Here is a 26,143-nt window from a genome sequence, read left to right as displayed (position 1 = left end):
TAGAGCGAGGATTTTTTCTCACGCAACTTATAAAGTGGCGTTATTCGATCCACCTGACGTAAGGCACAACAGAGGCAATGCAATGAGAAAGGACAGCAGGCTCTCCCGCATGCTCCACGTGCTGCTGCACATGGCCCGCCACGACCAACCCTTCACCTCGGAGCAAATCGCCCGGATGCTGGACACCAACCCCGTGGTGGTCCGCCGCACCATGGCCGGCCTGCGCCAGGCGGGCTACGTAAGTTCGGAGAAAGGCCACGGCGGCGGCTGGACCCTGGCCGGTGATCTCGAAACCATCACCCTGCTGGACATCCACAACGCCGTTGGCGGCCCGAGGATCTTCGCCATCGGCATCGAGAACGAAACCCCGGAATGCGCCGTCGAGCGCGTGGTCAACGCCGCCCTGGAAGACGCCCTGAACCAGGCCGAAGCGCTACTCATCGACCGCCTCGGCGCCATCACCCTGGCGGAGCTGGCACGTGATTTCGACGTGCTGTGCAAGGCGAGCGGCTGGGGGATCGACGGGCGGCATGAAGGCTGATGCAGGCGCCCCGAGGTTTGAGTACCGGGAGCATTGTGCGGGACAGGTGACACACGTAGCCTTGCGCGCCCTGAATTCGCCATTTCAAGGAATGAAGCCGTCATGAACGCTGTAAACCTGATCGGGCTGTCGAGCCTGTGTTTCTCGCTGGCCTGCAGTGCATCGGAGCACGCGATGGAGTTCGATGTCCCCTATGGGAACTACGGCACCTTCTTCCAGCAGAACGTCGGGAAACAGGGCAGGTTGTCATGCAACGTGAAAATCGACGATCACCGATACGGCGAGAAATGGAGCCCCGGCGTGATTCTCGCGGCAGCGGAGGATGAGGTGGAAGACAACACCCTGTTTCTCGACAGTGCACCTGCGGGGGAGGGGCAGCGCAGCTTCTCCGTTCGTACCTTCAATGCCGCACAGCCGGTCGTCAGCAGCAACATCCTTACCACCGCGGACCACAAGGGTGCCTATACGCTACGCCTGGCCTGGCACGGCGATGGCTCCATCAGCTATCAGGTCGCCAGCGGTGACGTCTGGTCAAAGGAGATGAAAATCGAACAGCCCGGCTTTGCCGTACGGCATGTCAGCGCGCACGCGACGGGCGTCGAAGGCACCGCTACCTGCGAGCTGAGCGACTGACTGCCAGCGCCCCTACTGCTCATCCTCGGGCCGCAGCGGTGATTTCCACCAATCGCACCACTCCACCACCTCACGGGACATACCATCGAATGCCGCGTGGTAGTTGTGCGCGTGAGGCACGGGGAGCTGAGGCTCGCCCTCAGTGAAACCAAGCTCCCTGAGCGCATTCACATAGTCGTCGAGCGGACCGTAGGCGTAGAGCATGTCGTGTCGGTCCCAGGCCAGCGTGGCCTGTTGCGACGGTGAGTGGACCCACAGATCGAAGCGGCTGTCATTCGCCAGGAACGGCCTGAACTCGCGGATGAACGCCTCGACCTCAGAGCAAGACAGCTCCGGGCTTTGGTAGCGCGCCGGCTCGGCCTCGCCACGAACCGTGTGCAGGATATGAAGCAACAACAACGGTTCTTCCAGGCAACGAGCGAGCCGCAGGATCACCTCCGGATCAGAGCCTGGAACGCCAACCACTACCCGCTGGTGCGCCTCCGCATCGGGAAGCGAAAAAACCGCTGGGTGCCGATACGGCGCCCATTCACCGTCCACCAGATGCCCCAACTTATACATGCACCGCCTCCTTGCCCTTATGCCTGAAGGGCACGGATGGTGCAGCCAGGAGCGACTCAACGCAACCGATGAGAACACCGTTACGGAACCCGCCCCCGGCTATTTCCATACCCAGGTGCGCCCCTCACAATGCCCCTTCCGAGCCACCCACCCAACGCAGGGAATGCCCATGGAATTCTTCAGGAAGCTGTTCGGATCATCGAAACAACCCGCTGCCGAAAACGCGCCAGCGACTCCAGCGCCCGGCAACGCTGAAACCCCTTATGAGATGACCGAAGCCGAAGCGGCCAAGCAGGTGGCCCTGGAAGCCAGTAGCGAGCGCCTGGAGCTGCACTGGCAAAGCATCGGAACCGCCGAACGAGATGTGCTGGCCTACCTCATCAGTCCCAGCTTCACAGGCGGCCCCTACTGGCCCTCCACTCGCCAGGCCTATCGGGTCGTGCGCCGCGCCGGGAGCATCCTCCTCGCCACCGATGGCCTGTCATCGCCATTCGATGACGGCGATGAGCCGGTGAACGGCTTCGAGATGGAACTGTTCATCGACACGCCCGACATCCCCGAGCACGCCCGAGGAGCACTGGGGGAAGTCGACCTGCTCAAGCAGAGCTGGGCTTTCGAGCTGCTGGAAAACGTGGCCAAGACCGTGGCGAACGCCGGCGGCATTACCGCGCAACTGCAACAGCACGGTGCGCTGTCCCTGGAGCTCCCGGGAGTCAGCCAGTCCCATCACCTGGGCGAACAGTTGCCGCCTGCCTTCGTCACCGACGATGACTGCATCGGCGTCCTGCTGGGTGGCCCCGAGCCGGACTTCGCCACCCACCTGGAGGACATGCCTCTATCCCCGGTGACCCTGGTACCCGTTGTGCTGATCACCGCATCCGAGCTCGACTACGTCCGTGCTGGCGGCTACGACGCACGCCAGGACCTGCTGCAACGGCTGAAGACTGCAGGTGTCGGCCACAGAAGCGCACTGGGGCGTGACAGTGTCGTGTAAGCGCTGGCCACTGACACCCACACGCCGAGTCAAGGACGGCCTCATGCAGGAAAGTAACGCCATCCACCCAGCGCCTACCGGTATGACGACACCTCCGAAAGCGGACAGGAGAGCGGCCATCCTGGCCACGCTGTGCCTTTCGCTGCTGCCGCTCCACACCATGGCGGAGCCGGCAATCGTCGAATACGCCAATGCAAGGCTGCCCGAGTGGCAAGCCTCCAACAATGAAATGGAGGCGAGCTACCAGATGCTGCTGGAGCAAGCGAAGCAATCAGAGCAGGAGGATGCAGTCAGATCGCTGGCAGCAGCCAAGGAACACTGGGAACAGTTCCGCGCCGAGTTCTGCCGCTCGATGAGCCAGACCTATGGCGGAGCCTGGGCGAGCACGCACCAATCCGACTGCAGAACCAAGCTGGCTGATCAGTTCAAGAACGCCATGGGCGATTACGGCTGGTAGGCAACCACCGTAATTTCAACGAGGCCTGCAACGGCTCGGAAAGAGTCCGCAAGAACGATCAAATCCCCCCTTTGCACCCCTGCTAACGTCGCCCCGTCTTCAAGGAGCACCCATGCCAAGCATCGAGAAAGTCCTGTGGTTCATCGAAACGGAGCTGGGCTCCGAGCTGGACCTCGGGCACGTCGCGCGCCAGTTCGGCCTATCGCCTTTCGCCCTGTCGCGCTTCTTTTCCCTGGCCACGGGTTGGTCGGTGATGCGCTACATCCGCGCCCGGCGCTTGAGCCAGGCGGCGCTGGCGTTGAGCGATGGGAAGCACGACATCCTCGATGTCGCCCTCGGCGCCGGCTATGGGTCCCATGAAGCGTTCACGCGTGCCTTCTGCGACCTGTTCGGCGTAACGCCCCGGCAGGTTCGCGAACAGGGGCACGGAAACCTGTCACTGGTGGAGCCTTTGCGCATGAAAGAAATGAGCTTCGTGGAACTGTCCCAACCCCGCTATGAAACCCGTGCCGAATTCATCATCGCCGGCCTGGGCGAGCGTTTCACCTTCGACAAGAACGAGGGCATCGTCGGCCTGTGGCAGGCCTTCGTGCCTTACCTGGGCAACATCCCCGGGCAGACCAGCTACGTCACCTACGGGCTGTGCTGCAATCCGGGCGAGGACGGCAGCTTCGAATACATTGCCGGCGTCGAGGTACCCCGTATCGAAGGGCTACCGCCCGCCCTGCGCCACTTCAAGGTGCCTCGGCAGGACTACGCCGTGTTCCGCCACCTGGGCCACATCTCGACCATCCACCAGACCTTCCTCACCATCTTCAACAAGTGGCTGCCCGAGTCCGAGTACACCTTCGCCGACGCCCCGGAATTCGAGCAGTACAGCGCCGATTTCGATCCGATGCAGGGGACGGGGTTCGTGGAGGTATGGGTACCGGTGGTGCGGCGCGGGTAGCGCCCTACCCCACCCGCAACCAGATCACCGAGGCATCGTCGCTGGCCTTGAAGCGCGGGTAGCGCAGGCAGGCGGCGTCTTCGAGCTCGATGCGGCGCAGTTCGGCAGCCAGCGGCAGCAGGCCGCTTTCCAGCACGCGGGCCACCAGGGTGGCGGCGTCGTAGTGGCGGTAGGTGTCGAACAGTGCGGCGAAGCCATCGGTCATCAGCAACAGGTCGTCGCCCTTGGCCAGCGGCGCGCGGGCGTAGTGCATGCCTGCCCTGGCCTGCTCGGCGTCGACGCTCAGCACCGCCTTGGGGCGTTCGCGGGCGGCGCGGCGGTCGGCCAGCACGTGGGCGCTGCGCACGTTGTCGGCGCCGGTGCCCGGGCCCAGCGCGGCGGCTTCGGCCTGCTCGGTGTCGCGGTTCGGCTCGGGGGTGAGGAAGGCGACGCCGCTGGCGCTGCGGTGGATGACGACGCAATCGCCGAGGTGGCCGCAGGCGAGGCTTTCGCCTTCAATGGCCACCGCGGCGAGCGAGGCGCGGGGCAGTTCCCAGTGGGCGACCGGCTCGCGCTGGCGATCACGCCCGTAGTCCGTGGCGACGCGGTCGAACACGCCACCGCACAGTTCCGCCAGCGGGCCCGAGGCGCCGGCGAATGCGCGATGGGCCGCGCCGGCCAGCCAGGCTGCACCACCGCGCTCGCCCATGAGCCCCGGCTCGCCGAGGTCGGTGGCGCCGTCGATGACCCAGGCGTGCTGCTCGGCGCTGCCGATGCGGTCATCGTTCGGAACCGAGTTCTTGCCCGCGAGGCTGAGGGTCTGGATCAGGTCGAAATGCATGGAGTCCCCTTCAATGGCCAGGCTGAATCTGCGCGGCACATTCTAGCCTTCGCACATTCCGAGCAGGGCAGGAAACGCACGAATCAGGGCCGATAACCCTGCCCCAGCAGCCAGCCCTGCACCTTGCGCCGCGCCTCGGGCGCCAGACCCGCCAGCGCCTCGGCCAGTTGCCCGGCGTGCAACGCCTGGATGATGGGTGCGAGTGCAATGCCGTCCAGGTGCCAGATGCCCAGGGGCTGATCGGCGGTGACCACCACCTCCCGTTCCTCGATCAGGTCGCCCTGGATCACCGGCGCGCGCGCCACACGCAGCGGGTTGATATCGGCCGGTACGTGCAGCGGCTCGGCATCGGGCCAGGTGCTGCGCTCTCGCCAGAACGGCTGTGCAGCCCAGCGCTGTTCCATGGCGTAGAAGTCGCGGCCGGTGCGGGCGAAGCGCAGGAACAGCTGCTCCACCCGCTGCTGGTGGAAACGCCGGGCCAGTGCAGTGCGCTCCGGCCGCTGTAGCAGGGTGTTGATCACCGCCGGCGCCTGCAAGGCGGAAGACAGGGACTGGAAGATGCCGTTGCCCGAGAGCGGGTCCACCGCCATGGCGGCATCACCCACCCGCAGCCAGTCGGGGCCACTGGCTTCATTGAAGAGAATGGCGGTGCTGCTGCGGGCGTGCAGCTCGGTCGCCTGCAACGCGGCGTCGCCGAACAACTCACGCACCAGGGTGGATTCGCCGCGCCGCGACGCGCACCAGGCCGGCAGTTGCTCCTTGGGCGGCAGGCCATGGGCGTCGCGGGTGATCTGCCAGTAGCAACGCCCGTCTTCCAGCCGTGCCATCCAGGCCCAGCCGTCGGGCAGGCTTTCCAGCGCCGAGCCTGGGCGGCCCGGCGCATCGCGCCAGGTATTGAGCAGGCTGAGGGTTTCCGGCCCACGCAGGCGCCCCCCGCCAGCGGTGCCTGGCGACCCCGGGCCTCTACCAGGAAGTCCGCACGCAACGGCGCGCCGCCGTCGAGATGCACGAGGTGCCCACGCTCCAGCGGCTCGACCCGCAGCACCCGCGCTTCCTGCACCGCGATACCGGCAGCGGCCAGGTCCTCGCGCAGCGCCGCATCGAAGCGCGGCCGGTCCAGCAGGCATTCGTGGTTGATCGACTGGCTGCCAGCGCCCCAGGCAACCCGCCGTGGCGACGGCGCATCGGCACAGGCCAGCGCATGGGTGAGGCCGGCATGACGCAGGCCTTCGAGCACCCGTTGCGACACGCCCTCCAGCGCCGCGAAACGCCGCCACTCGCTGACCACCCGCACCGGGTAGCCCAGCCGCTTCAGCCCCAGGGCCACCGCCGCGCCCGCCGGGCCGGCGCCGAGCACGACGATCTCAGCCATGGCGACGCTCCGGACCGGTGAAGGCAGCACCCTCGTGCAACCAGTTCAGCACCGCCTCGCGGCTGGCGCCGGGGTGCTCGCGCAGGTGGGCAGCGATGATTCCGCTCAGCGCAGCGCAGGCCATGCTCGCCCCGGCCGCGCCGTTGGCGGCGCTGACAGGGGCACCGAAATCGGCCTGGGGGCTGTTCAGCCAGGACCACTGCCCCGGGGCACAGCGGGCATCGCCGGTGATGCGGATCACCCCCGGGTAGCCGGCCGGGTACACCGGTTCACCCTGGGCGGGGCTGGAGGCGCAGAGCAGCACGCCGGCACTCTGGGCCAGTACGCAGGCCTCGCGCAGCACCGGGCGGTCGTTGCGCAGGCCGAGGCTCATGGTGATCAGCGCCACATCCTGCTCCAGCAGCCAGTACAGGGCGGCAGCCACCTGCAACGGGCTGGTCTGCCAGCGCTCGCCGAACACCTGGGCCATGCAGACGCGCGCGGGCCCGGCATACCGGCCGAAGGTATCCAGCACCAGGCTGCCGTGGCCGAGGATGTCGGGCTGCGCCTCGCCTTCCTGCAGCTCGCCGCCCTCCAGCCAGAAGCGTCGGGCCAGCGTCACCCGCGCGGCCTGCTCGGGGGCGAAGCCGCTGTCGATGATGCCGATGGCCCGCTCAGTGCTCATGGCTCACCGGCTCCAGGCGCTGCAGGCGGCCCTGCTCCAGGCGGAAGGCGAGATCGGCTTCGGCCAGGGTGGAGGCGCGGTGGCTGATGAGGATGCGCGTGCGCCCGGCGAAGAGCTGGTCGATGGCGGCGATCACGTCGCGCTCGGTGGCTTCGTCCACCGCCGAGGTGGCCTCGTCCAGCACCAGGATCAGCGGGTCCTGCAGCAACGCGCGGGCGATGGCGATGCGCTGTTTCTGCCCACCGGAAAGCTGCTGGCCGCGCTCGCCCAGCGGGTTGTCCAGCCCCAGGGGCAGGGACGCGATCAAGCCGTCGAGGCGGGCCAGCCGCGCCACCTGCTCGACGGCTTCGCGGCTGGCATCGGGGGCGGCGTAGGCGAGGTTCTCCGCCAGGGTGCCGCGGAACAGCACGATGTCCTGGCTGACCACGGCGATGCGCCGGCGCAGGGCCAGCAGGTCCAGTTCGCGCAGGTCGGCGCCGTCCAGCAGGATGCGGCCCCGGTCCGGGTCGTAGAAGCGTTGCAGCAGGTCGATCAGGGTGGATTTGCCAGCGCCCGACGCCCCGCTGATGGCCACCTTGAGGCCGGCGGGGATCTCCGCCTCCACACCATCGAGCAGCAGGCCGGCACGCTGCTCATGAGCAAAATGCACGCCCTCCAGGCGCAAGGCACCGCGGCCCTCCGGCATCGGCTGCGGCGCGTCGGGCTGGCGCACGGTCACCGGCTCCTGCTGCAGCTCCATCACCCGGCCGAGGCTCACCGTCATGCGCTGCAGCGCGACGTAGAGCCCGAGCAGGCTCTGCACCGGCCCCACGGCCATGCCCAGGTAGGTGGAGAAGGCGATCAGCGCGCCCAGTTGCCAGGTGCCCTGGATCACCCAGTAGCCACCGATGAGAAAGGCGCAGGCGCGGGACAGCGAGGTCAGCGTGCCGGGCACCGCATGGGTGAAGAACTCGGTGACCTGCACCCGCAGCAGCTGGCGCATGTAGCCCTGCCCCAGCCCCTCCAGGCGGCGCGATTCACGCTGCTGGGCACCGGCGGCCTGGATGAACTTCATCGCCGGCAGCGTTTCCACCAGGAAGGACGACACGTCCGCCGAGCGCTCGCGCAGGCTGCGCACCTCGCGCTCCACCTTGCGCCGCATCCAGCGCAGCCAGAGCACCTCGATGGGGATCAGCAGCGCCAGCAGCAACGACAGCTGCCAGGACAGCATCAGCATCAGCGCCACCGCCCCCACCAGGCCGATGACGCTGGAGACGGCAGAGAACAGCGAATCCACGGCGAAGCGCTGGATCTCCGCCACGTCGCCATCCAGCCGGGACAGGATGTCGCCCAGGCGCTTGCGCCCGAAGAAGGCCGGCGACAGCTGCTGCAGGTGGCGGTAGAGGTCATCACGCAGGGCGAAGAGGACGCGCCCCGAGAGCCGCGTGTGCAGGTAGCGGTTGATGCCCGACAGCGCCGTGCCGAGCAGGCCGACCAGGATCATCGCCAGGGCCACCTGCACCAGGGTGCCGAAGTCCCGGGCCAGCAGGCCGTCGTCGATCAGCGTCTTGGTCAGCCAGGGCTGCGCCAGCACCAGCAGGCTGGCGCAGAGGGACAGCCCCAGCAGCACGGCGATGGCCCGGCCGTGGGGGCGGACGAAGCCGTAGAGCCAGGCCAGGGCGCGGCGCAGCAGGTCAGGGTCGTTGGCGTCGACGAGCTTGAGCAGGAGGCGGGTCATGAGATCACCCGCAGGCCCCTACAAGAACAATGTGCTCCTGCATGGAACAGACTCATCCCCTCAGCTGCTTCAGCTTGCGATACAGCGTCGCGCGGCTGATGCCCAGGGCGTCGGCCGCGGCCGAGACATTGCCCTGGTGGCGCTCCAGGGCGCTGCGGATCAGCTCCAGCTCGTTCTCGCGGATGCTGCCGGGCTGGCGTCGGCTGCTGGTCAGCTCGTCCAGCAGGCTGTCGGTGAGGTGGTCCAGGCCCAGTTCCTTTTCGCCGTTCTCGCGCATGGCCAGGGCCGAGCGCAGCACCATCTCCAGCTGGCGGATGTTGCCCGGCCAGTCGTAGCCGGTAAGCAGTTCGGTCAGGTCCGGGTCCAGGCTCACGGCCGGCTCGCCCAGGCGCACCAACACTTCGGTGATCAGGGTGGCCAGGTCATCGCGCTCACGCAGCGACGGCAAGCGCAGGCTGACGCCGTTGACCCGGTAGTAGAGGTCTTCGCGGAACTGCCCGCCCTGCACCAGACGCTGCAGGTCGCGGTGGGTGGCGCAGATCACGGCGATATCCAGCTCCTGTTCCTCGCCGGCACCGAGGGGCGCGACGCGGCGCTCCTGCAGCACGCGGAGCAGGCGCGCCTGCAGGGCCAGGGGCATGTCGCCGATCTCGTCGAGGAACAACGTGCCGCCCTGGGCCTGCATCACCCGGCCGACCATGCCGCCCTTGCGCGAGCCGGTGAAGGCGCCCTCGCGGTAGCCGAAGAGTTCGGACTCGATCAGCCCTTCGGGGATCGCCGCGCAGTTCACCGCGACGAAGGGCTTGCCCGCCCGCGCACTGGCCTGGTGCAGCGCACGGGCGACCACTTCCTTGCCGGTGCCGGTTTCGCCCAGCAGCAGCACCGGCAATTCGCCGGCCAGCCCCTGGCGGGCCATGCGTAGGGCACGGGCCAGGCGCGCGTTGCCGCCGGCCAGGGCTTCCAACTCCGGCGCGGGCGTGGCGGTCGGCCTGGCCGGTGCCACCGAGGCGACACCGATGTGCCGGGGCAACTGCAGGGCACGGAAGAAGAACTCCCCGCGCGGGGTCTGCACGCTGCTCACGCCGCCTTGCAGCAGGCGCGCGAGGAAGCCCGAGGCGCGGGCGCCGAGCAATTCCTCGCAGCTGTGGCCCACCAGCGCCTGGCGCTCCACCCGCAGCAGGTGGCAGGCCTGGTCGTTGGCGGCCAGCAGTTCGCCGTCCAGGCTCAGGGCCAACAGGCCGTGCCAGGCGGAGCCGAGGTACTGCGGGCGTGAATGGAAGGCCAGCACCAGCTGCTGCGGATAGGTCAGGCCGAACAGGCGGCTTTCGATATTGCCGGCCGCCAGCAGCAGCGTGGCGAAGCTGTCGCGGGGCTCGGCCAGGTGGCCTTCGCGGGTCAGGTCGATGACGCCGACCACCCGGCCGTGGGGGTCCTTGAGCGGCACCGAGGTGCAGGCGAAGCGGCTGAGGCGGTCGAGGTAATGCTCACCGCTGTTGATCAGGGTCGGTCGGCCCTCGACCACGGCGGTGCCCAAGGCGTTGGTGCCGCGCAGGGACTCGCTCCAGCAACTGCCCGGGCGCAGGTCGCGCAGGCCGGCGAGCTGCAGGGCGTCGGTCTGCCCCTCGATGGCCAGCACGTTGGCCTGGGCGTCGCCGAGTATCACCAGGCCGCCCTGCCCCTGCTGGCGCACCAGGTATTCGAGTTCGGGGGTGGCGGCGTCGATCAGCAGGCGGTTGCCGTCCAGCAGCAGCTCGAGGTCGCGCAGCTGCTCGATGCCGGCGCCGTCGCCCTCCAGGCAGTCGAGCCCGTGACCGAGGCTGCGCCGCCAGGAGGCGTCGATCTCCTCGCGCAGCACGCCATCAGGGAGGTCGCCTTCGTTCTGCAAACGCAGGCGGGCGAGGCGGGATTGCCGCAGGACATCGTCATTTCTTGTTATTCGCATGTCATTCGTACTCCAGCGCCCTCCTCGCCTGGCCCCTGTGGAGGGGGTTGGCGGCAGGGTCGCCCAGAATGTCTACACCCGCCTTTCGGCGCCGTAAAGAGTCGTGTCGTCCGTGGGCATGGCGAGCAATCTTCGCGCCAGAAGAGGCCAGCGGAACGACCGTGACGAGCGTTGACAGGCAGGTTCGCACAGGTTTACGTTAACGTAAAGGTAAACACAGCCGAGCCCGCTTCCATGTCCAAGACCTACAGCATTTCCGACCTCGCCCGCGAACTGGATGTGACCACCCGCGCCATCCGTTTCTACGAGGAGCAGGAAATGCTCTTCCCCGAACGCAGGGGCCAGGAACGCATCTACAGCCCCAAGGACCTGGTGGCGCTGAAGCTGATCCTGCGCGGCAAGCGCATCGGCTTCTCCCTCGCCGAGTGCAAGGAGCTGATCGACCTCTATGACCCGAGCAGCGGCAACCGCAAGCAGCTGGAGACCTTCATGGAGAAGATCGCCGCCCGCCGCGCGCAGCTGGAACAGCAGCTGCTCGACATCCAGCAGATGCAGCTGGAACTGGACACCGCCGAGGAACGCTGCCTGGCCGCCCTCGCCGAAACCAAGAAACAGGGCGCCAGCGCCTGACCCGACAACCCGTTTCCCGACAATCACAAGCACAGGTGGAACCATGACTTACCCGAGCCTGAACTTCGCCCTCGGCGACACCATCGACATGCTGCGCGAGCAGGTGCAAGCCTTCGTCGCCGCCGAACTGGCGCCCCGCGCGGCCCAGGTGGACAGCGAAAACGCCTTCCCCATGGACATGTGGAAGAAGTTCGGCGAGATGGGCCTGCTCGGCGTCACCGTGCCCGAGGAATTCGGCGGCGCGGGCCTGGGCTACCTGGCCCACGTGGTGGCCATGGAGGAGATCAGCCGCGGTTCCGCCTCGGTCGCCCTCTCCTACGGCGCCCACTCCAACCTCTGCGTCAACCAGATCAACCGCAACGGCACCGCCGAGCAGAAGCACAAGTACCTGCCCAAGCTGATCAGCGGCGAGCACGTCGGCGCGCTGGCCATGAGCGAGCCCAACGCCGGCTCCGACGTGGTCTCCATGAGGCTGCGCGCCGACCGCAAGGGCGACCGCTTCGTGCTCAACGGCAGCAAGACCTGGATCACCAACGGCCCCGACGCCAACACCTACGTGATCTACGCCAAGACCGACCTGGAGAAGGGCCCACACGGCATTACCGCGTTCATCGTCGAGCGCGACTGGAAGGGGTTCTCCCGCAGCAACAAGTTCGACAAGCTCGGCATGCGCGGCTCCAACACCTGCGAGCTGTTCTTCGATGACGTGGAAGTGCCGGAGGAGAACATCCTCGGCGTGCTCAACGGCGGCGTCCGGGTGCTGATGAGCGGCCTCGACTACGAGCGCGTGGTGCTCTCCGGCGGCCCCACCGGGATCATGCAAGCGTGCATGGACGTGGTGGTGCCCTACATCCACGACCGCAAGCAGTTCGGCCAGAGCATCGGCGAGTTCCAGCTGATCCAGGGCAAGGTCGCCGACATGTACACCCAGCTCAACGCCAGCCGTGCCTACCTCTACGCCGTGGCCCAGGCCTGCGACCGTGGCGAGACCACCCGCAAGGACGCCGCGGGGGTGATCCTCTACACCGCCGAGCGCGCCACCCAGATGGCCCTGGACGCGATCCAGATCCTCGGCGGCAACGGCTACATCAACGAATTCCCCGCCGGCCGCCTGCTGCGCGACGCCAAGCTCTACGAGATCGGTGCCGGTACCAGCGAAATCCGCCGCATGCTGATCGGGCGCGAGCTGTTTAACGAAACCAAGTAAACGAACTAGCTGGAAGCCAGAAGCTGGAAGCCGGACGCATGCACTGCCCTCTTCCAGCCTCCAGCTTCCGGCTTCAAGCTCGCGGAGCCCCGAATGACCATTCTCACTACACAGCTGAATCCGCGTTCCCCCAACTTCGCCGCCAACGCCGCGGCCATGGGCGAGCAGGTCGACGCGCTGCGCGAGCTGCTGGCGCGCGTCCATGAAGGCGGCGGTGCCAAGGCCCAGGAACGCCACACCTCGCGCGGCAAGCTGTTGCCCCGCGAGCGCATCAACCGTCTGCTCGACCCCGGCTCGCCCTTCCTCGAGATCGGCCAGCTGGCCGCCCACGAGGTGTATGGCGAGGACGTGCCCGCCGCCGGCGTGGTGGCCGGCATCGGCCGCGTGGAAGGCGTCGAATGCATGATCGTGGCCAACGACGCCACGGTGAAAGGCGGTTCCTATTACCCGCTGACGGTGAAGAAGCACCTGCGCGCCCAGGCCATCGCCCGGGAGAACCGCCTGCCCTGCATCTACCTGGTGGACTCCGGCGGCGCCAACCTGCCGCGCCAGGACGAGGTCTTCCCCGACCGCGAGCACTTCGGCCGCATCTTCTTCAACCAGGCCAACATGAGCGCCCTCGGCATCCCGCAGATAGCCGTCGTCATGGGCTCCTGCACCGCCGGCGGCGCCTACGTGCCGGCGATGAGCGACGAAACCATCATGGTGCGCAACCAGGCCACCATCTTCCTCGCCGGCCCGCCGCTGGTGAAGGCCGCCACCGGCGAGGTGGTGAGCGCCGAGGACCTGGGCGGCGCCGACGTGCACTGCAAGACCTCCGGCGTCGCCGACCACTACGCCGAGGACGATGCCCACGCCCTGGCCCTGGCCCGGCGCAGCATCGCCAACCTCAACTGGCGCAAGCTCGGCCAGCTCAACCACCGCCAGCCGCTGCTGCCGCGCTATGCGGCGGAGGAGCTGTACGGGGTGATCCCGGCGGACGCCAAGCAGCCCTTCGACGTGCGTGAAGTGATTGCGCGCCTGGTGGACGGCTCCGAGTTCGATGAATTCAAGGCCCTGTTCGGCACCACCCTGGTGTGCGGCTTCGCCCACCTGCACGGCTACCCGATCGCCATCCTCGCCAACAACGGCATCCTCTTCGCCGAGGCCGCGCAGAAAGGCGCGCACTTCATCGAACTGGCCTGCCAGCGCGGCATCCCGCTGCTGTTCCTGCAGAACATCACCGGCTTCATGGTCGGCCAGAAGTACGAGGCTGGCGGCATCGCCAAGCACGGCGCCAAGCTGGTCACGGCCGTGGCCTGCGCCAAGGTGCCCAAGTTCACCGTGATCATCGGCGGCAGCTTCGGCGCCGGTAACTACGGCATGTGCGGCCGCGCCTACGACCCGCGCTTCCTGTGGATGTGGCCCAACGCACGCATCGGCGTGATGGGCGCCGAGCAGGCCGCCGGCGTGCTGGCCCAGGTCAAGCGCGAGCAGAGCGAACGCGCCGGGCAGGTGTTCAGCGCCGAGGACGAGGCGCGCCTCAAGCAGCCGATCCTCGACCAGTACGAGCGCCAGGGGCACCCCTACTACTCCAGCGCACGGCTCTGGGACGACGGCGTGATCGACCCGGCACAGACCCGCGAGGTGCTCGCCATGGCGATCTCCAGCGCTCTCAACGCGCCGATCGAGCCGACCACCTTCGGCGTGTTCCGGATGTGAAAAAACCAGCCGCAAGCTGCCAGCCGCACGCTTCAAGAGACGCGGCTCGCACTTGCAGCTTGCCGCTTGAAACGTGCAGCTGGGGAATCCCATGACCGACTTCGACACCCTGCAACTGGAGTTCGCCGACAACGGCGTCGCCACCCTCTGGCTCAACCGCCCGGAGAAGAACAACGCCTTCAACGCCGGCATGATCCGTGAGCTGATCCTCGCCCTCGAAGCTGTCAAGGCCGCCGCCAACGTGCGCTTCCTGCTCCTGCGCGGCCGGGGCCGGCACTTCTCCGCCGGGGCCGACCTGGCCTGGATGCAGGAGTCCGCCCGCCTCGACTACAACGCCAACCTGGACGATTCCCGCGAGCTGGCCGAGCTGATGTACAACCTCTTCCAGCTCAAGGTGCCGACCCTGGCCGTGGTGCAGGGCGCGGCCTTCGGCGGCGCCCTGGGCCTGATCAGTTGCTGTGACATGGCCATCGGCGCGGCGGACGCGCAGTTCTCCCTCTCCGAGGTGCGCATCGGCCTGGCCCCGGCGGTGATCAGCCCCTTCGTGGTCCAGGCCATCGGCGAGCGCGCCACGCGCCGCTACGCCCTTACCGCCGAGCGCTTCAGCGGTGAGCGCGCCCGCGAACTGGGCCTGCTCGCCGAGTGCTACCCGGCGGAGGAACTGGAGCAGGCGGTGCAGGACTGGACCGCCAACCTGCTGCTCAACAGCCCCCAGGCCATGCGCGTGAGCAAGGACCTGCTGCGCGAGGTCGGCAACGGCGAGCTCAGCCCTAACCTGCGCCGCTACACCGAGAACGCCATCGCCCGCATCCGCGTCAGCCCCGAAGGGCAGGAAGGGCTCAATGCCTTTCTGGAAAAACGTAAGCCGGGGTGGCAAACGAACAGCTAGAAGCTGGAAGCCCGAAGCTGGAAGCAATCGCAGCCAGCATTAGCCCCCAGCTCGCCAAAGGAGCAGAACAATGATTACAACCTTGCTGATCGCCAACCGTGGCGAAATCGCCTGCCGGGTGATGCGCACCGCCAAGGCCCTGGGCCTGAACACCGTGGCCGTGCACAGCGAAATCGACCGCAACGCCCGCCATGTGCGCGAGGCCGACATGGCGGTGAACCTGGGGGGCGCCAAGCCCTCGGAAAGCTACCTGCGGGCCGAGTGCATCATCGCCGCCGCCCAGGCCAGCGGTGCCCAGGCCATCCACCCCGGCTACGGCTTCCTCTCCGAGAACGCCGCCTTCGCCCGCGCCATCGAGGCCGCCGGCCTGGTGTTCCTCGGCCCGCCGGCCAGCGCCATCGACGCCATGGGCAGCAAGTCCGCCGCCAAGGCGCTGATGGAAGACGCCGGCGTGCCCCTGGTGCCCGGCTACCACGGCGAGGCCCAGGACCTGGAGACCTTCCGCACCGCCGCCGAGCGCATTGGCTACCCGGTGCTGCTCAAGGCCGCCGCCGGTGGTGGCGGCAAGGGCATGAAGGTGGTGGAGCGCGAAGCCGAGCTGGGCGAAGCCCTGGCCTCCGCCCAGCGTGAAGCCCAGTCGGCCTTCGGCGACGCGCGCATGCTGGTGGAGAAGTACGTCCTCAAGCCGCGCCACGTGGAAATCCAGGTCTTCGCCGACCGCCACGGCAACTGCCTGTACCTCAACGAGCGCGACTGCTCGATCCAGCGCCGCCACCAGAAGGTGGTCGAGGAAGCCCCCGCTCCCGGCCTGTCGCCGGAGCTGCGCCGCGCCATGGGCGAAGCCGCTGTGCGCGCCGCCCAGGCCATCGGCTATGTCGGTGCCGGCACCGTGGAATTCCTCCTCGACGAGCGCGGCGACTTCTTCTTCATGGAGATGAACACCCGCCTGCAGGTGGAGCACCCGGTCACCGAGGCCATCACCGGCCTGGACCTGGTGGCCTGGCAGATCCGCGTCGCCCGTGGCGAGGCGCTTCCCATCACCCAGGAGCAGGTGCCGCTGAACGGTCACGCCATCGAGGTGCGCCTCTACGCCGAAGACCCGCAACAGGACTTCCTCCCCGCCAGCGGCCGCCTCGCCCTGTACCGCGAACCCGCCGCCGGCCCCGGCCGCCGGGTGGACAGCGGCGTCGCCGAGGGCGACGAGGTCTCGCCCTTCTACGACCCGATGCTGGCCAAGCTGATCGCCTGGGGTGAAACCCGCGAGGAAGCCCGCCAGCGCCTGCTGGCCATGCTCGACGAAACCGCCGTGGGCGGCTTCGCCACCAACCTGGCCTTCCTCCGCCGCGTGCTGGCCCACCCCGCCTTCGCCGCCGCCGAGCTGGACACCGGCTTCATCGCCCGCCACCAGGAGCAGCTGCTGCCCGCCCCCGCCGCGCGCCCGGAGCTGTTCTGGCAGGCCGCCGCCGAAGCCTTCCGCCAGGGCAGCGCCGCACGCCTGCGCGAGGACGACCCGCATTCGCCCTGGAGCCGCAACGACGGCTGGCGCCCCGGCCTGCCCAGCGAGACCGACCTGCACCTGGCCTGCGGCGACGAACGCCATCTGGTGCGCCTGCGCGGCACCGCGCCGAGCACCCTGCGCCTGGACGGCGAACGTCTGTGGCAGGAGCAGGACGGCATCACCCGCCAGCGCCTGGCGATCCGCCGTCGCAACGCCCTCTACCTGGAATGGGACGGCGAGCTGCAACGCGTCGAGCAGGTCGACCCGGTGGCCGAGGCCCAGGCCGCCCACGCCCACCACGGAGGGCTGACGGCGCCCATGAACGGCAGTATCGTGCGCATCCTGGTGGAAGCCGGCCAAACCGTGGAAGCCGGCACCGCCCTGGTGGTGTTGGAGGCGATGAAGATGGAGCACAGCATCCGCGCGCCCCACGCCGGTACGGTCAAGGCGCTGTACTGCAGCGAAGGCGAACTGGTCGCCGAAGGCACCGCGCTGGTGGAGCTGGAAGAGGCGTGAGCCCACCTCCGTAGGTCCGTAGGATGGGTAGAGCGAAGCGAAACCCATCAACTCCGCGATGGGTTTCGCGGGGCTCTACCCATCCTACGTTCATAGCATTCCATGAGTCCGGCACCCGAAACCCATCAGGCCACGAAGACCGATGAATGAGAGAGAAGACGCGATGACGATTCCCAAGAAGGTCCGCCTGGTCGAAGTCGGCCCCCGCGATGGCCTGCAGAACGAGAAGCAACCCATCAGCGTGGCCGACAAGGTGCGCCTGGTGGACGACCTCTCCGCCGCCGGCCTCGACTACATCGAGGTGGGCAGCTTCGTCTCGCCCAAGTGGGTGCCGCAGATGGCCGGCAGCGCCGAGGTGTTCGCCGGCATCAGCTACCGCCCGGGCGTCACCTACGCCGCCCTGGCGCCGAACATGAAAGGCTTCGAGGCCGCCCTGGAAGCCGGGGTGAAGGAAGTGGCGGTGTTCGCCGCCGCCTCCGAGGCCTTCTCGCAGAAGAACATCAACTGCTCCATCGCCGAGAGCCTGGAACGCTTCGTGCCGCTGATGGACGCGGCACGGGCCAACGGCATCCGCGTGCGCGGCTACATTTCCTGCGTGCTGGGCTGCCCCTACGAGGGCGAGGTACCGGCCGAGCAGGTCGCCGCCATCGCCGCCCAGCTGGACGCCATGGGCTGCTACGAAGTCTCCCTCGGCGACACCATCGGCACCGGTACCGCTGGCGCTACCCGCCACCTGTTCGAGGTGGTGGGCGCCAAGGTGCCGCGCGAACGCCTCGCCGGGCATTTCCACGACACCTACGGCCAGGCCGTGGCCAACGTCCATGCCGGCCTGCTGGAAGGCATCGCCGTGTTCGACAGCTCGGTCGCCGGCCTCGGCGGCTGCCCCTATGCCAAGGGCGCCACCGGCAACGTCGCCACCGAAGACCTGCTCTACCTGCTCAACGGCATGGGCATCGAAACCGGCATCGACATGGACCGCCTGGTGGACGCGGGCCAACGCATCTGCGCCGTGCTCGGCAAGGAAAACGGCTCCCGCGTCGCCCGCGCGCTCCTGGCGAAGCGCAGCTGAGCCCTGCCGGCTCCGGTGGGAGCGAATTCATTCGCGATCGGGCTGCCCCAAAAGCATCGCGGTTGAAACCGCTCCCACATCCGTAGCCCGGACTTCAGTCCGGGGACTTGTCCAACACCGCTCCCGGGCTGAAGCCCGGGCTACCGGCCTTCCCACAACCGCAATCCACCGTAGGTCGGGTGCAACCCGGCAATTCCGTGCAGAAGGCGACGCGGGTTTCACCCGCCCTACAGACCGTGCCGCCCCCGTAGGAGCGAATTCATTCGCGATCGGGCTAACTCAAAGCCTCGCGGTTGAAGCCGCTCCTACGTCTCTCCCCTGTCAGGGCATGACCGGCGGCACGTATTCCAGGGTGCTGCCCAGCGCCCACAGCAGCACCAGAACCAGCGGGATGTGCACCAGCAACTGGACGAATGAGAAGCCGATCAGGTCGCGCGCCTTCAGGCCCAGCACGCCCAGCAGCGGGAGCATGTAGAAGGGGTTGATCAGGTTCGGCAGCGCTTCGGCGGCGTTGTAGATCTGCACCGACCAGCCCAGGTGGTAGCGCAGCTCGTTGGCCACCTGCATCACATAGGGCGCCTCGATGATCCACTTGCCGCCACCGGAGGGGATGAAGAAGCCCAGCACGGCGGAGTACACGCCCATCAGCAGCGCGTAGGTGTCGTGGGAAGCGATCTGCACGAAGAAGGTGGAGATGTGGTGCGCCAGGGTCTGGCCGTCGCCGCCGTTCACCGTGGTCATGATCGCGGCGATGGAGCCGTAAAGCGGGAACTGGATCAGCACCCCGGTGGTGGTGGGCACGGCGCGGGCCACGGCGTCGAGGAAGCTGCGCGGGCGCCAGTGCAACAGCGCGCCGGCCATGATGAACAACAGGTTGTAGGTATTGAGCCCGGAGATGGCAGTGATCGCCGGCTTGCTGGCGAACTCCTGGGCCAGCCAGCCGCCGGCCAGCACCACCAGCATGATGATCAGCAGCGGGCTGTGCTCCAGCCATTCACCCGGGCGGGTCGGCTTCGGCTGGGGCGGCGCGGTGAAGCTCGGGTCTACGCCACAGGCCTTGGCATCGCGAGCGCTGGCGGCGCTGGGCGCGGTCATGTAGGCGATGGCCAGGGACACCAGCACCAGCGCCAGCAGCAACACGCCCGACTGCCAGAGGAAGATGGTCTCGGTGAAGGGGATGACGCCGGTGATGGCGAGGATCGACGGCGGCAGGCTGGCCGGGTTGGCCTGCAGCTGCGCGGCCGACGACGACAGCCCCAGGGCCCAGACGGCGCCCAGGCCCAGGTAGGCGGCGGCACCGGCGGCGCGGTAGTCCATCCTGATGTCTTCACGGCGAGCCAGGGCGCGCACCAGCAGGCCGCCGAACACCAGGGACAGGCCCCAGTTGAGCAGCGAAGCGACCATGGAGATCAGCGCTACCCAGGCCACCGCGGTGCGACCGTTCTTCGGCACCCGCGCCAGCAGGTCGATGAGCCGCGATGCCGGGCCGGAGCTGGCGACCACATAGCCGCCGATGACCACGAAGGCCATCTGCATGGTGAAGGGGATCAGGCTCCAGAACCCATCGCCGAAGGCCTTGGCCGTGGAGCTGACGGGCGCGCCCATGGCCAGCACGGCGACGGTGACGATCAAGACCGCGAGTGCGGCGAACACCCAGGAGTCGGGGAACCAGCGCTCGGCCCAGGCTGAGCAGCGCATGGCGAAACGGGCGGAACGGCTTTCTTCGAGTTGCGTGACCATCGGTCTACCTCACTTTTATTCTTGTCGGCATGGCACGGCCGGGGCCGGGCACCGGATAAGGGTTGGAACCAGCACGGAGGTCTTTGCCCCCTGTTTGCCTGAAACGACGACGCCACGCCCCAGGGCGTGGAATGCGTCTTGCCCCGCTCGGTGAGCGGTGCGGTGCGTGATGCAATTCCCGGCGAGGCCTCTATCCGGAGGTCGTCACCGGGCGCAGCGGAGCCCAGCACGGGAGGCTGGGCCGGGTGATGCGTCGGGCCGGGTTCCTCGGCCCGACTGGAGGCTTAACGCTCGATGGCCAGGGCCACGCCCTGCCCGCCGCCGATGCACAGGGTCGCCAGGCCCTTCTTCGCATCGCGCTTGATCATTTCGTGCAGCAGGGTCACCAGCACGCGGCAGCCCGAGGCGCCAATGGGGTGGCCAATGGCGATGGCACCGCCGTTGACGTTGACCTTCTCGGCGTCCCAACCCAGCTCCTTGCCCACCGACAGGGCCTGGGCGGCGAAGGCTTCGTTGGCTTCGATCAGGTCCAGCTCGCCGAGGTTCCAGCCGGCCTTCTCCAGGCAGCGCTTGGTGGCGGAAACCGGGCCGATGCCCATGATCGCCGGGTCGACACCGGCATTGGCGTAGGCGGCGATGCGCGCCAGCACCGGCAGGCCCAGGGCCTTGGCTTTCTCGGCGCTCATCAGCAGCACGGCGGCGGCGCCGTCGTTGAGGCTGGAGGCGTTGCCGGCGGTGACGCTGCCGTCCTTCTTGAAGGCCGGCTTGAGCTTGGCCAGGGACTCGGCGGTGGTGCCGGCGCGGGGCTGCTCGTCGGTGGCGAAGGAAACAGGGTCGCCCTTCTTCTGCGGGATCAGGATCGGGGTGATCTCATCCACGAAGCGGCCGGCTTCGATGGCGGCGGAAGCCTTCTGCTGGGAAGCGGCGGCGAAGGCATCCTGGGCTTCACGGCTGATGCCGTACTTCTCCACCAGGTTCTCGGCGGTGATGCCCATGTGGTAGTCGTTGAAGGCGTCCCACAGGCCGTCCTGGATCATCGTGTCGACCAGTTTGGCGTGGCCCATGCGCAGGCCGGTGCGGGCGCCGGGCATGACGTAGGGGGCGAGGCTCATGTTTTCCTGGCCACCGGCGATGATCACCTCGGCGTCGCCGCAGCGGATGGCCTGGGCAGCCAGGTGCAGGGCCTTGAGGCCGGAGCCGCAGACCTTGTTCAGGGTCATGGCCGGCACGGCGTGGGGCAGGCCGGCGAGGATGGCGGCCTGGCGCGCGGGGTTCTGCCCGGAGCCGGCGGTGAGCACCTGGCCGAGGATGACTTCATCCACCTGGGCGCCATCGATACCGGTCTGGGCCAGCAGTTGGCGGATCACCGCAGCGCCCAGATCGGGGGCGGGGATGTTGGCCAGCGAGCCCTGGAAGCTGCCGACGGCGGTGCGGGTGGCGGCGACTATGACGACGTCTTGCATGTGCGGATCTCCTGCGGGGCCACGCCGCACGGGCATGGCCGATGAACAAAAGACCGCCCCGCGGACGAAGCGTGCGTGGCGTTTCGTCCGCGAGGCGGAAGAGCAATCAGAAGCTCATTTCGATCACGTCGTCCGGGACGATCAGCTTGCCGGCGGTCTTGGCGACGATCTCCTCGATGCTGACGCCGGGGGCGCGTTCGCGGAGGATGAAAGCGCCGTCCTCGATCTCCAGGTAGGCCAGGTCGGTGAGCACCTTGCGGATGCAGCGGCAGCCGGTGAGCGGCAGGCTGCAATGCTTGAGCAGCTTGGACTCACCATCCTTGGAGGCGTGGGTCATGGTGACGATGATGTTGTCGGCGCCGGCCACCAGGTCCATCGCGCCGCCCATCCCCTTGACCAGCTTGCCGGGGATCATCCAGGAGGCGATGTTGCCCTGCACGTCCACCTCGAAGGCGCCCAGCACCGTCAGGTCGACGTGGCCGCCACGGATCATGGCGAAGGATTCGGCGGAGTCGAAGATCGCCGCGCCCTTGCTGGCGGTGACCGTCTGCTTGCCGGCGTTGATCATGTCGGCGTCGACTTCGTCCTCGGTGGGGAAGGCGCCCATGCCCAGCAGGCCGTTCTCGGATTGCAGCATCACTTCCATGCCCTCGGGCACGTAGTTGGCCACCAGCGTGGGGATGCCGATCCCCAGGTTCACGTAGTAGCCGTCCTTCAGTTCGCGGGCCACGCGCTGGGCCATCTGTTCGCGGGTCAGTGCCATTTCAAACGCCTCATCTTGTTCTGTTATCGGAGAGGATGCTCAGGAGCGAGTGGTGCGCTTTTCGATGCGCTTCTCGAAGGTGCCCTGAATGATGCGATCGACGTAGATGCCGGGGGTGTGGATCTGGCTCGGGTCCAGCTCGCCGGGCTCGACGATCTCCTCCACCTCGACCACGGTGATGCGCCCCGCGGCGGCCACCACCGGGTTGAAGTTCTGCGCGGTGTGGCGGTAGATCACGTTGCCGTAGCGGTCGGCCTTCCAGCCCTTGACGATGGCGAAGTCGCCGGTGATGGCCGGCTCGAGGATGTAGGGGCGGCCGTTGAATTCACGGGCCTCCTTGCCTTCGGCGACCGGGGTGCCGTAGCCGGTGGCGGTGTAGAAGGCGGGGATGCCGGCGCCACCGGCGCGCAGCTTCTCGGCGAGGGAGCCCTGGGGCGTGAGTTCGACTTCCAGCTCGCCGCTGAGCAGCTGCTGCTCGAACAGGGCGTTCTCGCCCACGTAGGAGGCGATCATCTTGCGGATCTGCCGGTCTTCCAGCAGCACGCCGAGGCCGAAGCCGTCGACGCCGCAGTTGTTGGAGACCACGGTGAGGTCGCGCACGCCACGGCGGCGGATCTCGGCGATCAGGTTCTCGGGGATGCCGCACAGGCCGAAGCCCCCGGCGAGGACGGTCATGCCGTCGGTGAGCCCTTCGAGGGCTTCCTCGTAGCTGCCTACGCGCTTGTCGAGTCCACTCATGGTGCTGCCTCTTGTGATTGTCGTTGGCCCGGCGCGGGGCCGGTGAGTGGGCCCAAGCTTCTCCTCGTTCGACTCATTTGTTAATTTTGTTTTTCCTCGCTATTGATCGGCAAAACAAATCAATGACCGTCAAGCAACTGCGTGCCTTCCTCGCCGTCGCCCAGAGCCTGAGCTTCGCCCAGGCCTGCGAACGCCTGCACCTGTCCCAGCCGGCGCTGTCCCTGGCGATCAAGAACCTGGAGGAGTCCCTCGGCGGCCAGTTGCTGGTGCGCACCACCCGCAGCGTGGCGCTGACGCCCGAAGGCGAAACCCTGCTGCCCATCGCCCGGCGCCTGCTGGCGGACTGGGATAACGCCGAGGAGCTGCTGCGCCAGCACTTCACCCTGCAGCTGGGCAAGGTGGCCATCGCCGCCATGCCCTCCTTCGCCGGCAACCTGCTGCCGGTGGGGCTGCGCGCCTTCCGCGATCGCCACCCGAAGGTCAACGTGGCGGTGCATGACGTGATCAACGAACAGGTGCTGGAGATGGTGCGCAACCACCGCGTCGAGCTGGGCATCGCCTTCGAGCCGGAATCCCTCGATGGCCTGGCCTTCACGCCCTTCTACACCGACCGCTTCGTCGCCGTGGTGCCAGGGGATTGCCCGCTGGCGCAGCAGAGCGAAGTGAGCTGGGCGGAGCTGCTGGGTCAGCCCTTCATCACCCTGCAGCGCCCCTCCGCCGTGCGCCTGCTGCTGGAGGAACGGGTGGCGGCGCGCCATGGCCGGCTGCCGGTGGCCCTGGAGAGCCACCAGTTGGTGACGGTCGGGCGCATGGTCGCCCAGGGCCTGGGAGTGAGCGCCGTGCCCAGCCTGTGCATCCAGCAGATGGAGGAACTGGGCGCCCGCTGCATCGCCCTCGGCGAGCCGCAGATCGAACGCCGCGTGGGCCTGCTGTGGCTCGCCGGGCACAGCCTCTCCACCGCTGCCCAGGCCCTGGCCGACGTGCTGCTGCACCTGCGCGACTGGAACCGCCAGGTGCCATCGGGATCAAGTGAATGAGGCCCCGCCCCTGAACCTTGCGCCGGGGCGGCCGGCGCCGGCCCGTGCCATTCTGTATGTACTGCCCGCTAGCGCAGCGGGCCCAGCCTTAGGGTCAATAAGAAAAGTCGTCGAGCGCAGGCACTTTTCCTCCAAAACCTAGAAGAAAAGGAATCGCCCGATGAACCAGCCCCTGTGGAGCCCCAGCCCGGAACGCGTCGCGGCCACGCGGATGGACGCCTTCCGCCGCGAGATCAACCGCCGCCACGGCCTCGACCTGGCCGACTACGCCGCCCTGCACGCCTGGAGCGTCGAGCAGCGGGAAGCCTTCTGGCAGGCGCTGGTGGAGCTGTTCGACGTGCGTTTCCATGCACAGCCCCGCACCGTGCTGGAGGAAGGCGCGGCGATGCCCAGCGCCCATTGGTTCCCCGGCGCCACCCTGAACTTCGCCGAGCACCTGCTGCGCCGCCGTGACGACCACCCGGCGCTGGTGGCCGTGGCCGAGGATGGCCGCCGCGAGCAGCTCAGCCATGCCGAACTGGCCGCCCATGTGGCGGGCCTGCAGCAGCGCCTGGCCGCCGCCGGGGTGGGCATCGGCGACCGCGTGGCGGCCTTCATGCCCAACACCTGGCAGACGGTGGTGGGCATGCTCGCCACCGCCAGCCTCGGCGCCACCTGGTCGTCCTGCTCGCCGGACTTCGGCACCCAGGGGGTGATCGACCGCTTCGGCCAGATCGAACCCAAGGTGCTGATCGCCGCCGCCGGCTACCACTACGCCGGCAAGCCCCTGGACCTGACCGCCAAGCTCAATGAAATCCTCCAGCGCCTGCCCGCCCTCGCCCAGTTGGTGGTGGTGCCCTATGCCCGCCCCGAGGCCCGCGCGGAAGACTTCGCCACCCCGGCCCGGGTCAGCCTGTGGAGCGACTTCTACCGCCCCGGCGGCGAACCCGCCTTCGTTCCCGTGCCCTTCGAGCAGCCGCTGTACATCCTCTACTCCAGCGGCACCACCGGAGTGCCCAAGTGCATCGTCCACGGCGTGGGCGGCACCCTGCTGCAACACCTCAAGGAACACGCGCTGCACAGCGATCTGAAGGCCGACGACACGCTGTTCTACTTCACCACCTGCGGCTGGATGATGTGGAACTGGCTGGCCTCCGGCCTGGCCCTGGGCGCCACCCTGGTGCTCTACGACGGCTCGCCCTTCCACCCCGGCCCCGAGCGGCTGATGGACCTGATCGACGCCGAGGGCATCAGCGTGTTCGGCACCAGCGCCAAGTACCTCGCCGCCCTGGAGAAGGCCGGCGCCCAGCCCCGCCAGAGCCATCGCCTGGAACGCCTCAAGGCGCTGCTCTCCACCGGCTCGCCCCTGGCCCACGAGGGCTTCGACTACGTCTACCGCGAGATCAAGGCCGAGCTGTGCCTGTCATCCATCTCCGGCGGCACCGACATCGTCTCCTGCTTCGCCCTGGGCAACCCGGTGCTGCCGGTGTGGCGCGGCGAGCTGCAGTGCAAGGGCCTGGGCATGGACGTGCAGGTGTGGGACGAGGACGGCAGGCGGCTCGCCTCCGGCAAGGGCGAACTGGTCTGCGCCCGGCACTTCCCCTCGATGCCGGTGAGCTTCTGGAACGACCCGGACGGCGAGACATTCCGCGCGGCCTATTTCGAGACCTTCCCCGGCGTCTGGGCCCACGGCGACTACGCCGAGGAGACGGGGCACGGCGGCCTGGTGATCCATGGCCGCTCCGACGCCGTGCTCAACCCCGGCGGCGTGCGCATCGGCACCGCCGAGATCTACCGCCAGGTGGAGAAGGTGGAAGAGGTGCTGGAATCCATCGCCATCGGCCAGGACTGGCAGGGCGACGTGCGCGTGGTGCTGTTCGTGCGCCTGCGCGACGGCGTGGCGCTGGACGAAGCGCTGCAGGCGCGCATCCGCCAGGTGATCCGCGCCAACACCACGCCGCGCCACGTGCCGGCGAAGGTGATCGCCGTCGCCGACATCCCCCGCACCCTCAGCGGCAAGATCGTCGAGTTGGCGGTGCGCAACGTCGTCCACGGCCGCCCGGTGAAGAACACCGACGCCCTGGCCAACCCCCAGGCGCTGGAACTGTTCAGGGACCTGCCGGAACTGGCCGAGTGAACACGGCGAGGCCGTAAGCCGGGGGGGCAGACCGACGGTTCCCTGGCACTTGCGCGCGTCACCCGCCCTGCGAACCCCATCACGCTTGGACCAATGGCCAAGGGAATGGCCGGGGCACCGGCGCTA

At 68.0% G+C, this 26,143-nt stretch carries 22 protein-coding genes and 1 pseudogene; 13 read left to right on the top strand and 10 right to left on the bottom strand.

Annotated features, from left to right (window positions below; all coding sequences use genetic code 11):
- Positions 1–82: 82 nt before the first annotated feature.
- Positions 83–541 carry an Rrf2 family transcriptional regulator gene (locus PSm6_RS22450; RefSeq protein ID WP_037021380.1) on the top strand — a complete coding sequence of 153 codons (459 nt, stop codon included), beginning with the start codon at positions 83–85 and terminating at the stop codon, positions 539–541.
- Positions 542–643: 102 nt separating this feature from the next.
- Entirely contained in the window at positions 644–1,174 is a 531-nt protein-coding gene (locus PSm6_RS22445; RefSeq protein ID WP_265168286.1) for a hypothetical protein, read from the top strand.
- A gap of 12 nt (positions 1,175–1,186) precedes the next feature.
- On the opposite strand, the gene PSm6_RS22440 is transcribed toward PSm6_RS22445, so the two are convergent.
- Positions 1,187–1,735 carry a hypothetical protein gene (locus tag PSm6_RS22440; RefSeq protein ID WP_265168285.1) on the bottom strand — a complete coding sequence of 183 codons (549 nt, stop codon included), beginning with the start codon at positions 1,733–1,735 and terminating at the stop codon, positions 1,187–1,189.
- A gap of 169 nt (positions 1,736–1,904) precedes the next feature.
- Here PSm6_RS22440 and PSm6_RS22435 point away from each other — a divergent pair, with 169 nt between their 5' ends.
- The 3 genes from PSm6_RS22435 to PSm6_RS22425 all read left to right on the top strand — a co-directional run bounded on the left by PSm6_RS22435 (position 1,905) and on the right by PSm6_RS22425 (position 4,135).
- Positions 1,905–2,729, top strand: a complete 825-nt coding sequence (locus tag PSm6_RS22435) for a suppressor of fused domain protein (RefSeq protein WP_265168284.1) — start codon at positions 1,905–1,907, stop codon at positions 2,727–2,729.
- 43 nt (positions 2,730–2,772) lie between these two features.
- A complete protein-coding gene (locus tag PSm6_RS22430; RefSeq protein WP_265168283.1) occupies positions 2,773–3,186 on the top strand; it encodes a lysozyme inhibitor LprI family protein in 414 nt (137 codons plus the stop codon).
- A 112-nt stretch (positions 3,187–3,298) separates the two neighbouring features.
- The gene (locus tag PSm6_RS22425; protein ID WP_265168282.1) at positions 3,299–4,135 is read left to right on the top strand and encodes an AraC family transcriptional regulator; all 837 of its coding nucleotides are present in this window, start codon (positions 3,299–3,301) and stop codon (positions 4,133–4,135) included.
- A gap of 4 nt (positions 4,136–4,139) precedes the next feature.
- Here the strand turns inward: PSm6_RS22425 and PSm6_RS22420 are convergent, their stop codons facing one another.
- The 5 genes and pseudogenes from PSm6_RS22420 to PSm6_RS22400 form a co-directional block, all read right to left on the bottom strand.
- Complete coding sequence (locus PSm6_RS22420) at positions 4,140–4,955, bottom strand: protein phosphatase 2C domain-containing protein (protein WP_265168281.1); 816 nt, start codon at positions 4,953–4,955, stop codon at positions 4,140–4,142.
- An 83-nt stretch (positions 4,956–5,038) separates the two neighbouring features.
- Positions 5,039–6,327: pseudogene (gene qhpG, locus PSm6_RS22415) on the bottom strand (flavin-dependent monooxygenase QhpG).
- On the bottom strand, positions 6,320–6,991 hold the full coding sequence (qhpE, locus tag PSm6_RS22410) for a subtilisin-like serine protease QhpE (protein ID WP_265168280.1): 672 nt from the start codon (positions 6,989–6,991) through the stop codon (positions 6,320–6,322). Before qhpE ends, qhpG begins: the two are co-directional and overlap by 8 nt.
- Positions 6,981–8,708: an ABC transporter ATP-binding protein gene (locus PSm6_RS22405; RefSeq protein WP_265168279.1), complete on the bottom strand. Its 1,728-nt coding sequence runs from the start codon at positions 8,706–8,708 to the stop codon at positions 6,981–6,983. Before PSm6_RS22405 ends, qhpE begins: the two co-directional genes overlap by 11 nt.
- Positions 8,709–8,760: 52 nt before the next feature.
- Entirely contained in the window at positions 8,761–10,650 is a 1,890-nt protein-coding gene (locus PSm6_RS22400; RefSeq protein ID WP_265168278.1) for a sigma-54-dependent Fis family transcriptional regulator, read from the bottom strand.
- A gap of 234 nt (positions 10,651–10,884) precedes the next feature.
- Between PSm6_RS22400 and PSm6_RS22395 the strand changes: the two genes are divergently transcribed.
- The 6 genes from PSm6_RS22395 to PSm6_RS22370 all read left to right on the top strand — a co-directional run bounded on the left by PSm6_RS22395 (position 10,885) and on the right by PSm6_RS22370 (position 18,160).
- Positions 10,885–11,280, top strand: a complete 396-nt coding sequence (locus tag PSm6_RS22395) for a MerR family transcriptional regulator (RefSeq protein ID WP_021218137.1) — start codon at positions 10,885–10,887, stop codon at positions 11,278–11,280.
- Positions 11,281–11,323: 43 nt separating this feature from the next.
- Positions 11,324–12,487, top strand: coding sequence for an isovaleryl-CoA dehydrogenase (locus PSm6_RS22390; protein ID WP_265168277.1), 1,164 nt, complete (start codon positions 11,324–11,326; stop codon positions 12,485–12,487).
- Positions 12,488–12,580: 93 nt separating this feature from the next.
- Positions 12,581–14,188 carry a carboxyl transferase domain-containing protein gene (locus tag PSm6_RS22385; RefSeq protein WP_265168276.1) on the top strand — a complete coding sequence of 536 codons (1,608 nt, stop codon included), beginning with the start codon at positions 12,581–12,583 and terminating at the stop codon, positions 14,186–14,188.
- Between the two features lie 91 nt (positions 14,189–14,279).
- Entirely contained in the window at positions 14,280–15,077 is a 798-nt protein-coding gene (locus PSm6_RS22380) for a gamma-carboxygeranoyl-CoA hydratase (protein WP_265168275.1), read from the top strand.
- Between the two features lie 70 nt (positions 15,078–15,147).
- Positions 15,148–17,091 (top strand): acetyl/propionyl/methylcrotonyl-CoA carboxylase subunit alpha, encoded by a 1,944-nt coding sequence (locus PSm6_RS22375; RefSeq protein WP_265168274.1) that lies wholly within the window; start codon positions 15,148–15,150, stop codon positions 17,089–17,091.
- A 163-nt stretch (positions 17,092–17,254) separates the two neighbouring features.
- A complete protein-coding gene (locus tag PSm6_RS22370; RefSeq protein WP_265170555.1) occupies positions 17,255–18,160 on the top strand; it encodes a hydroxymethylglutaryl-CoA lyase in 906 nt (301 codons plus the stop codon).
- A 321-nt stretch (positions 18,161–18,481) separates the two neighbouring features.
- Here the strand turns inward: PSm6_RS22370 and PSm6_RS22365 are convergent, their stop codons facing one another.
- From PSm6_RS22365 to PSm6_RS22350, 4 genes are all read right to left on the bottom strand, one after another.
- Positions 18,482–19,900, bottom strand: a complete 1,419-nt coding sequence (locus PSm6_RS22365) for a short-chain fatty acid transporter (RefSeq protein WP_043246633.1) — start codon at positions 19,898–19,900, stop codon at positions 18,482–18,484.
- Between the two features lie 284 nt (positions 19,901–20,184).
- Entirely contained in the window at positions 20,185–21,363 is a 1,179-nt protein-coding gene (locus tag PSm6_RS22360) for an acetyl-CoA C-acetyltransferase (protein ID WP_265168273.1), read from the bottom strand.
- A 106-nt stretch (positions 21,364–21,469) separates the two neighbouring features.
- Positions 21,470–22,126 (bottom strand): CoA transferase subunit B, encoded by a 657-nt coding sequence (locus tag PSm6_RS22355; RefSeq protein ID WP_021216613.1) that lies wholly within the window; start codon positions 22,124–22,126, stop codon positions 21,470–21,472.
- Positions 22,127–22,165: 39 nt separating this feature from the next.
- Entirely contained in the window at positions 22,166–22,864 is a 699-nt protein-coding gene (locus PSm6_RS22350; RefSeq protein ID WP_265168272.1) for a CoA transferase subunit A, read from the bottom strand.
- Between the two features lie 122 nt (positions 22,865–22,986).
- Here PSm6_RS22350 and PSm6_RS22345 point away from each other — a divergent pair, with 122 nt between their 5' ends.
- Together PSm6_RS22345 and PSm6_RS22340 are read left to right on the top strand one after the other, a co-directional pair.
- Positions 22,987–23,901: a LysR family transcriptional regulator gene (locus tag PSm6_RS22345; protein ID WP_021216615.1), complete on the top strand. Its 915-nt coding sequence runs from the start codon at positions 22,987–22,989 to the stop codon at positions 23,899–23,901.
- 160 nt (positions 23,902–24,061) lie between these two features.
- On the top strand, positions 24,062–26,017 hold the full coding sequence (locus PSm6_RS22340; RefSeq protein WP_021216616.1) for an acetoacetate--CoA ligase: 1,956 nt from the start codon (positions 24,062–24,064) through the stop codon (positions 26,015–26,017).
- Positions 26,018–26,143 lie beyond the last annotated feature (126 nt).

It is taken from the genome of Pseudomonas solani (assembly GCF_026072635.1).
In the GTDB taxonomy this organism is placed as follows: domain Bacteria; phylum Pseudomonadota; class Gammaproteobacteria; order Pseudomonadales; family Pseudomonadaceae; genus Metapseudomonas; species Metapseudomonas solani.
Note: the sequence above shows the minus strand (reverse complement) of the source record. Positions and strands in the feature narration are given on the sequence as shown.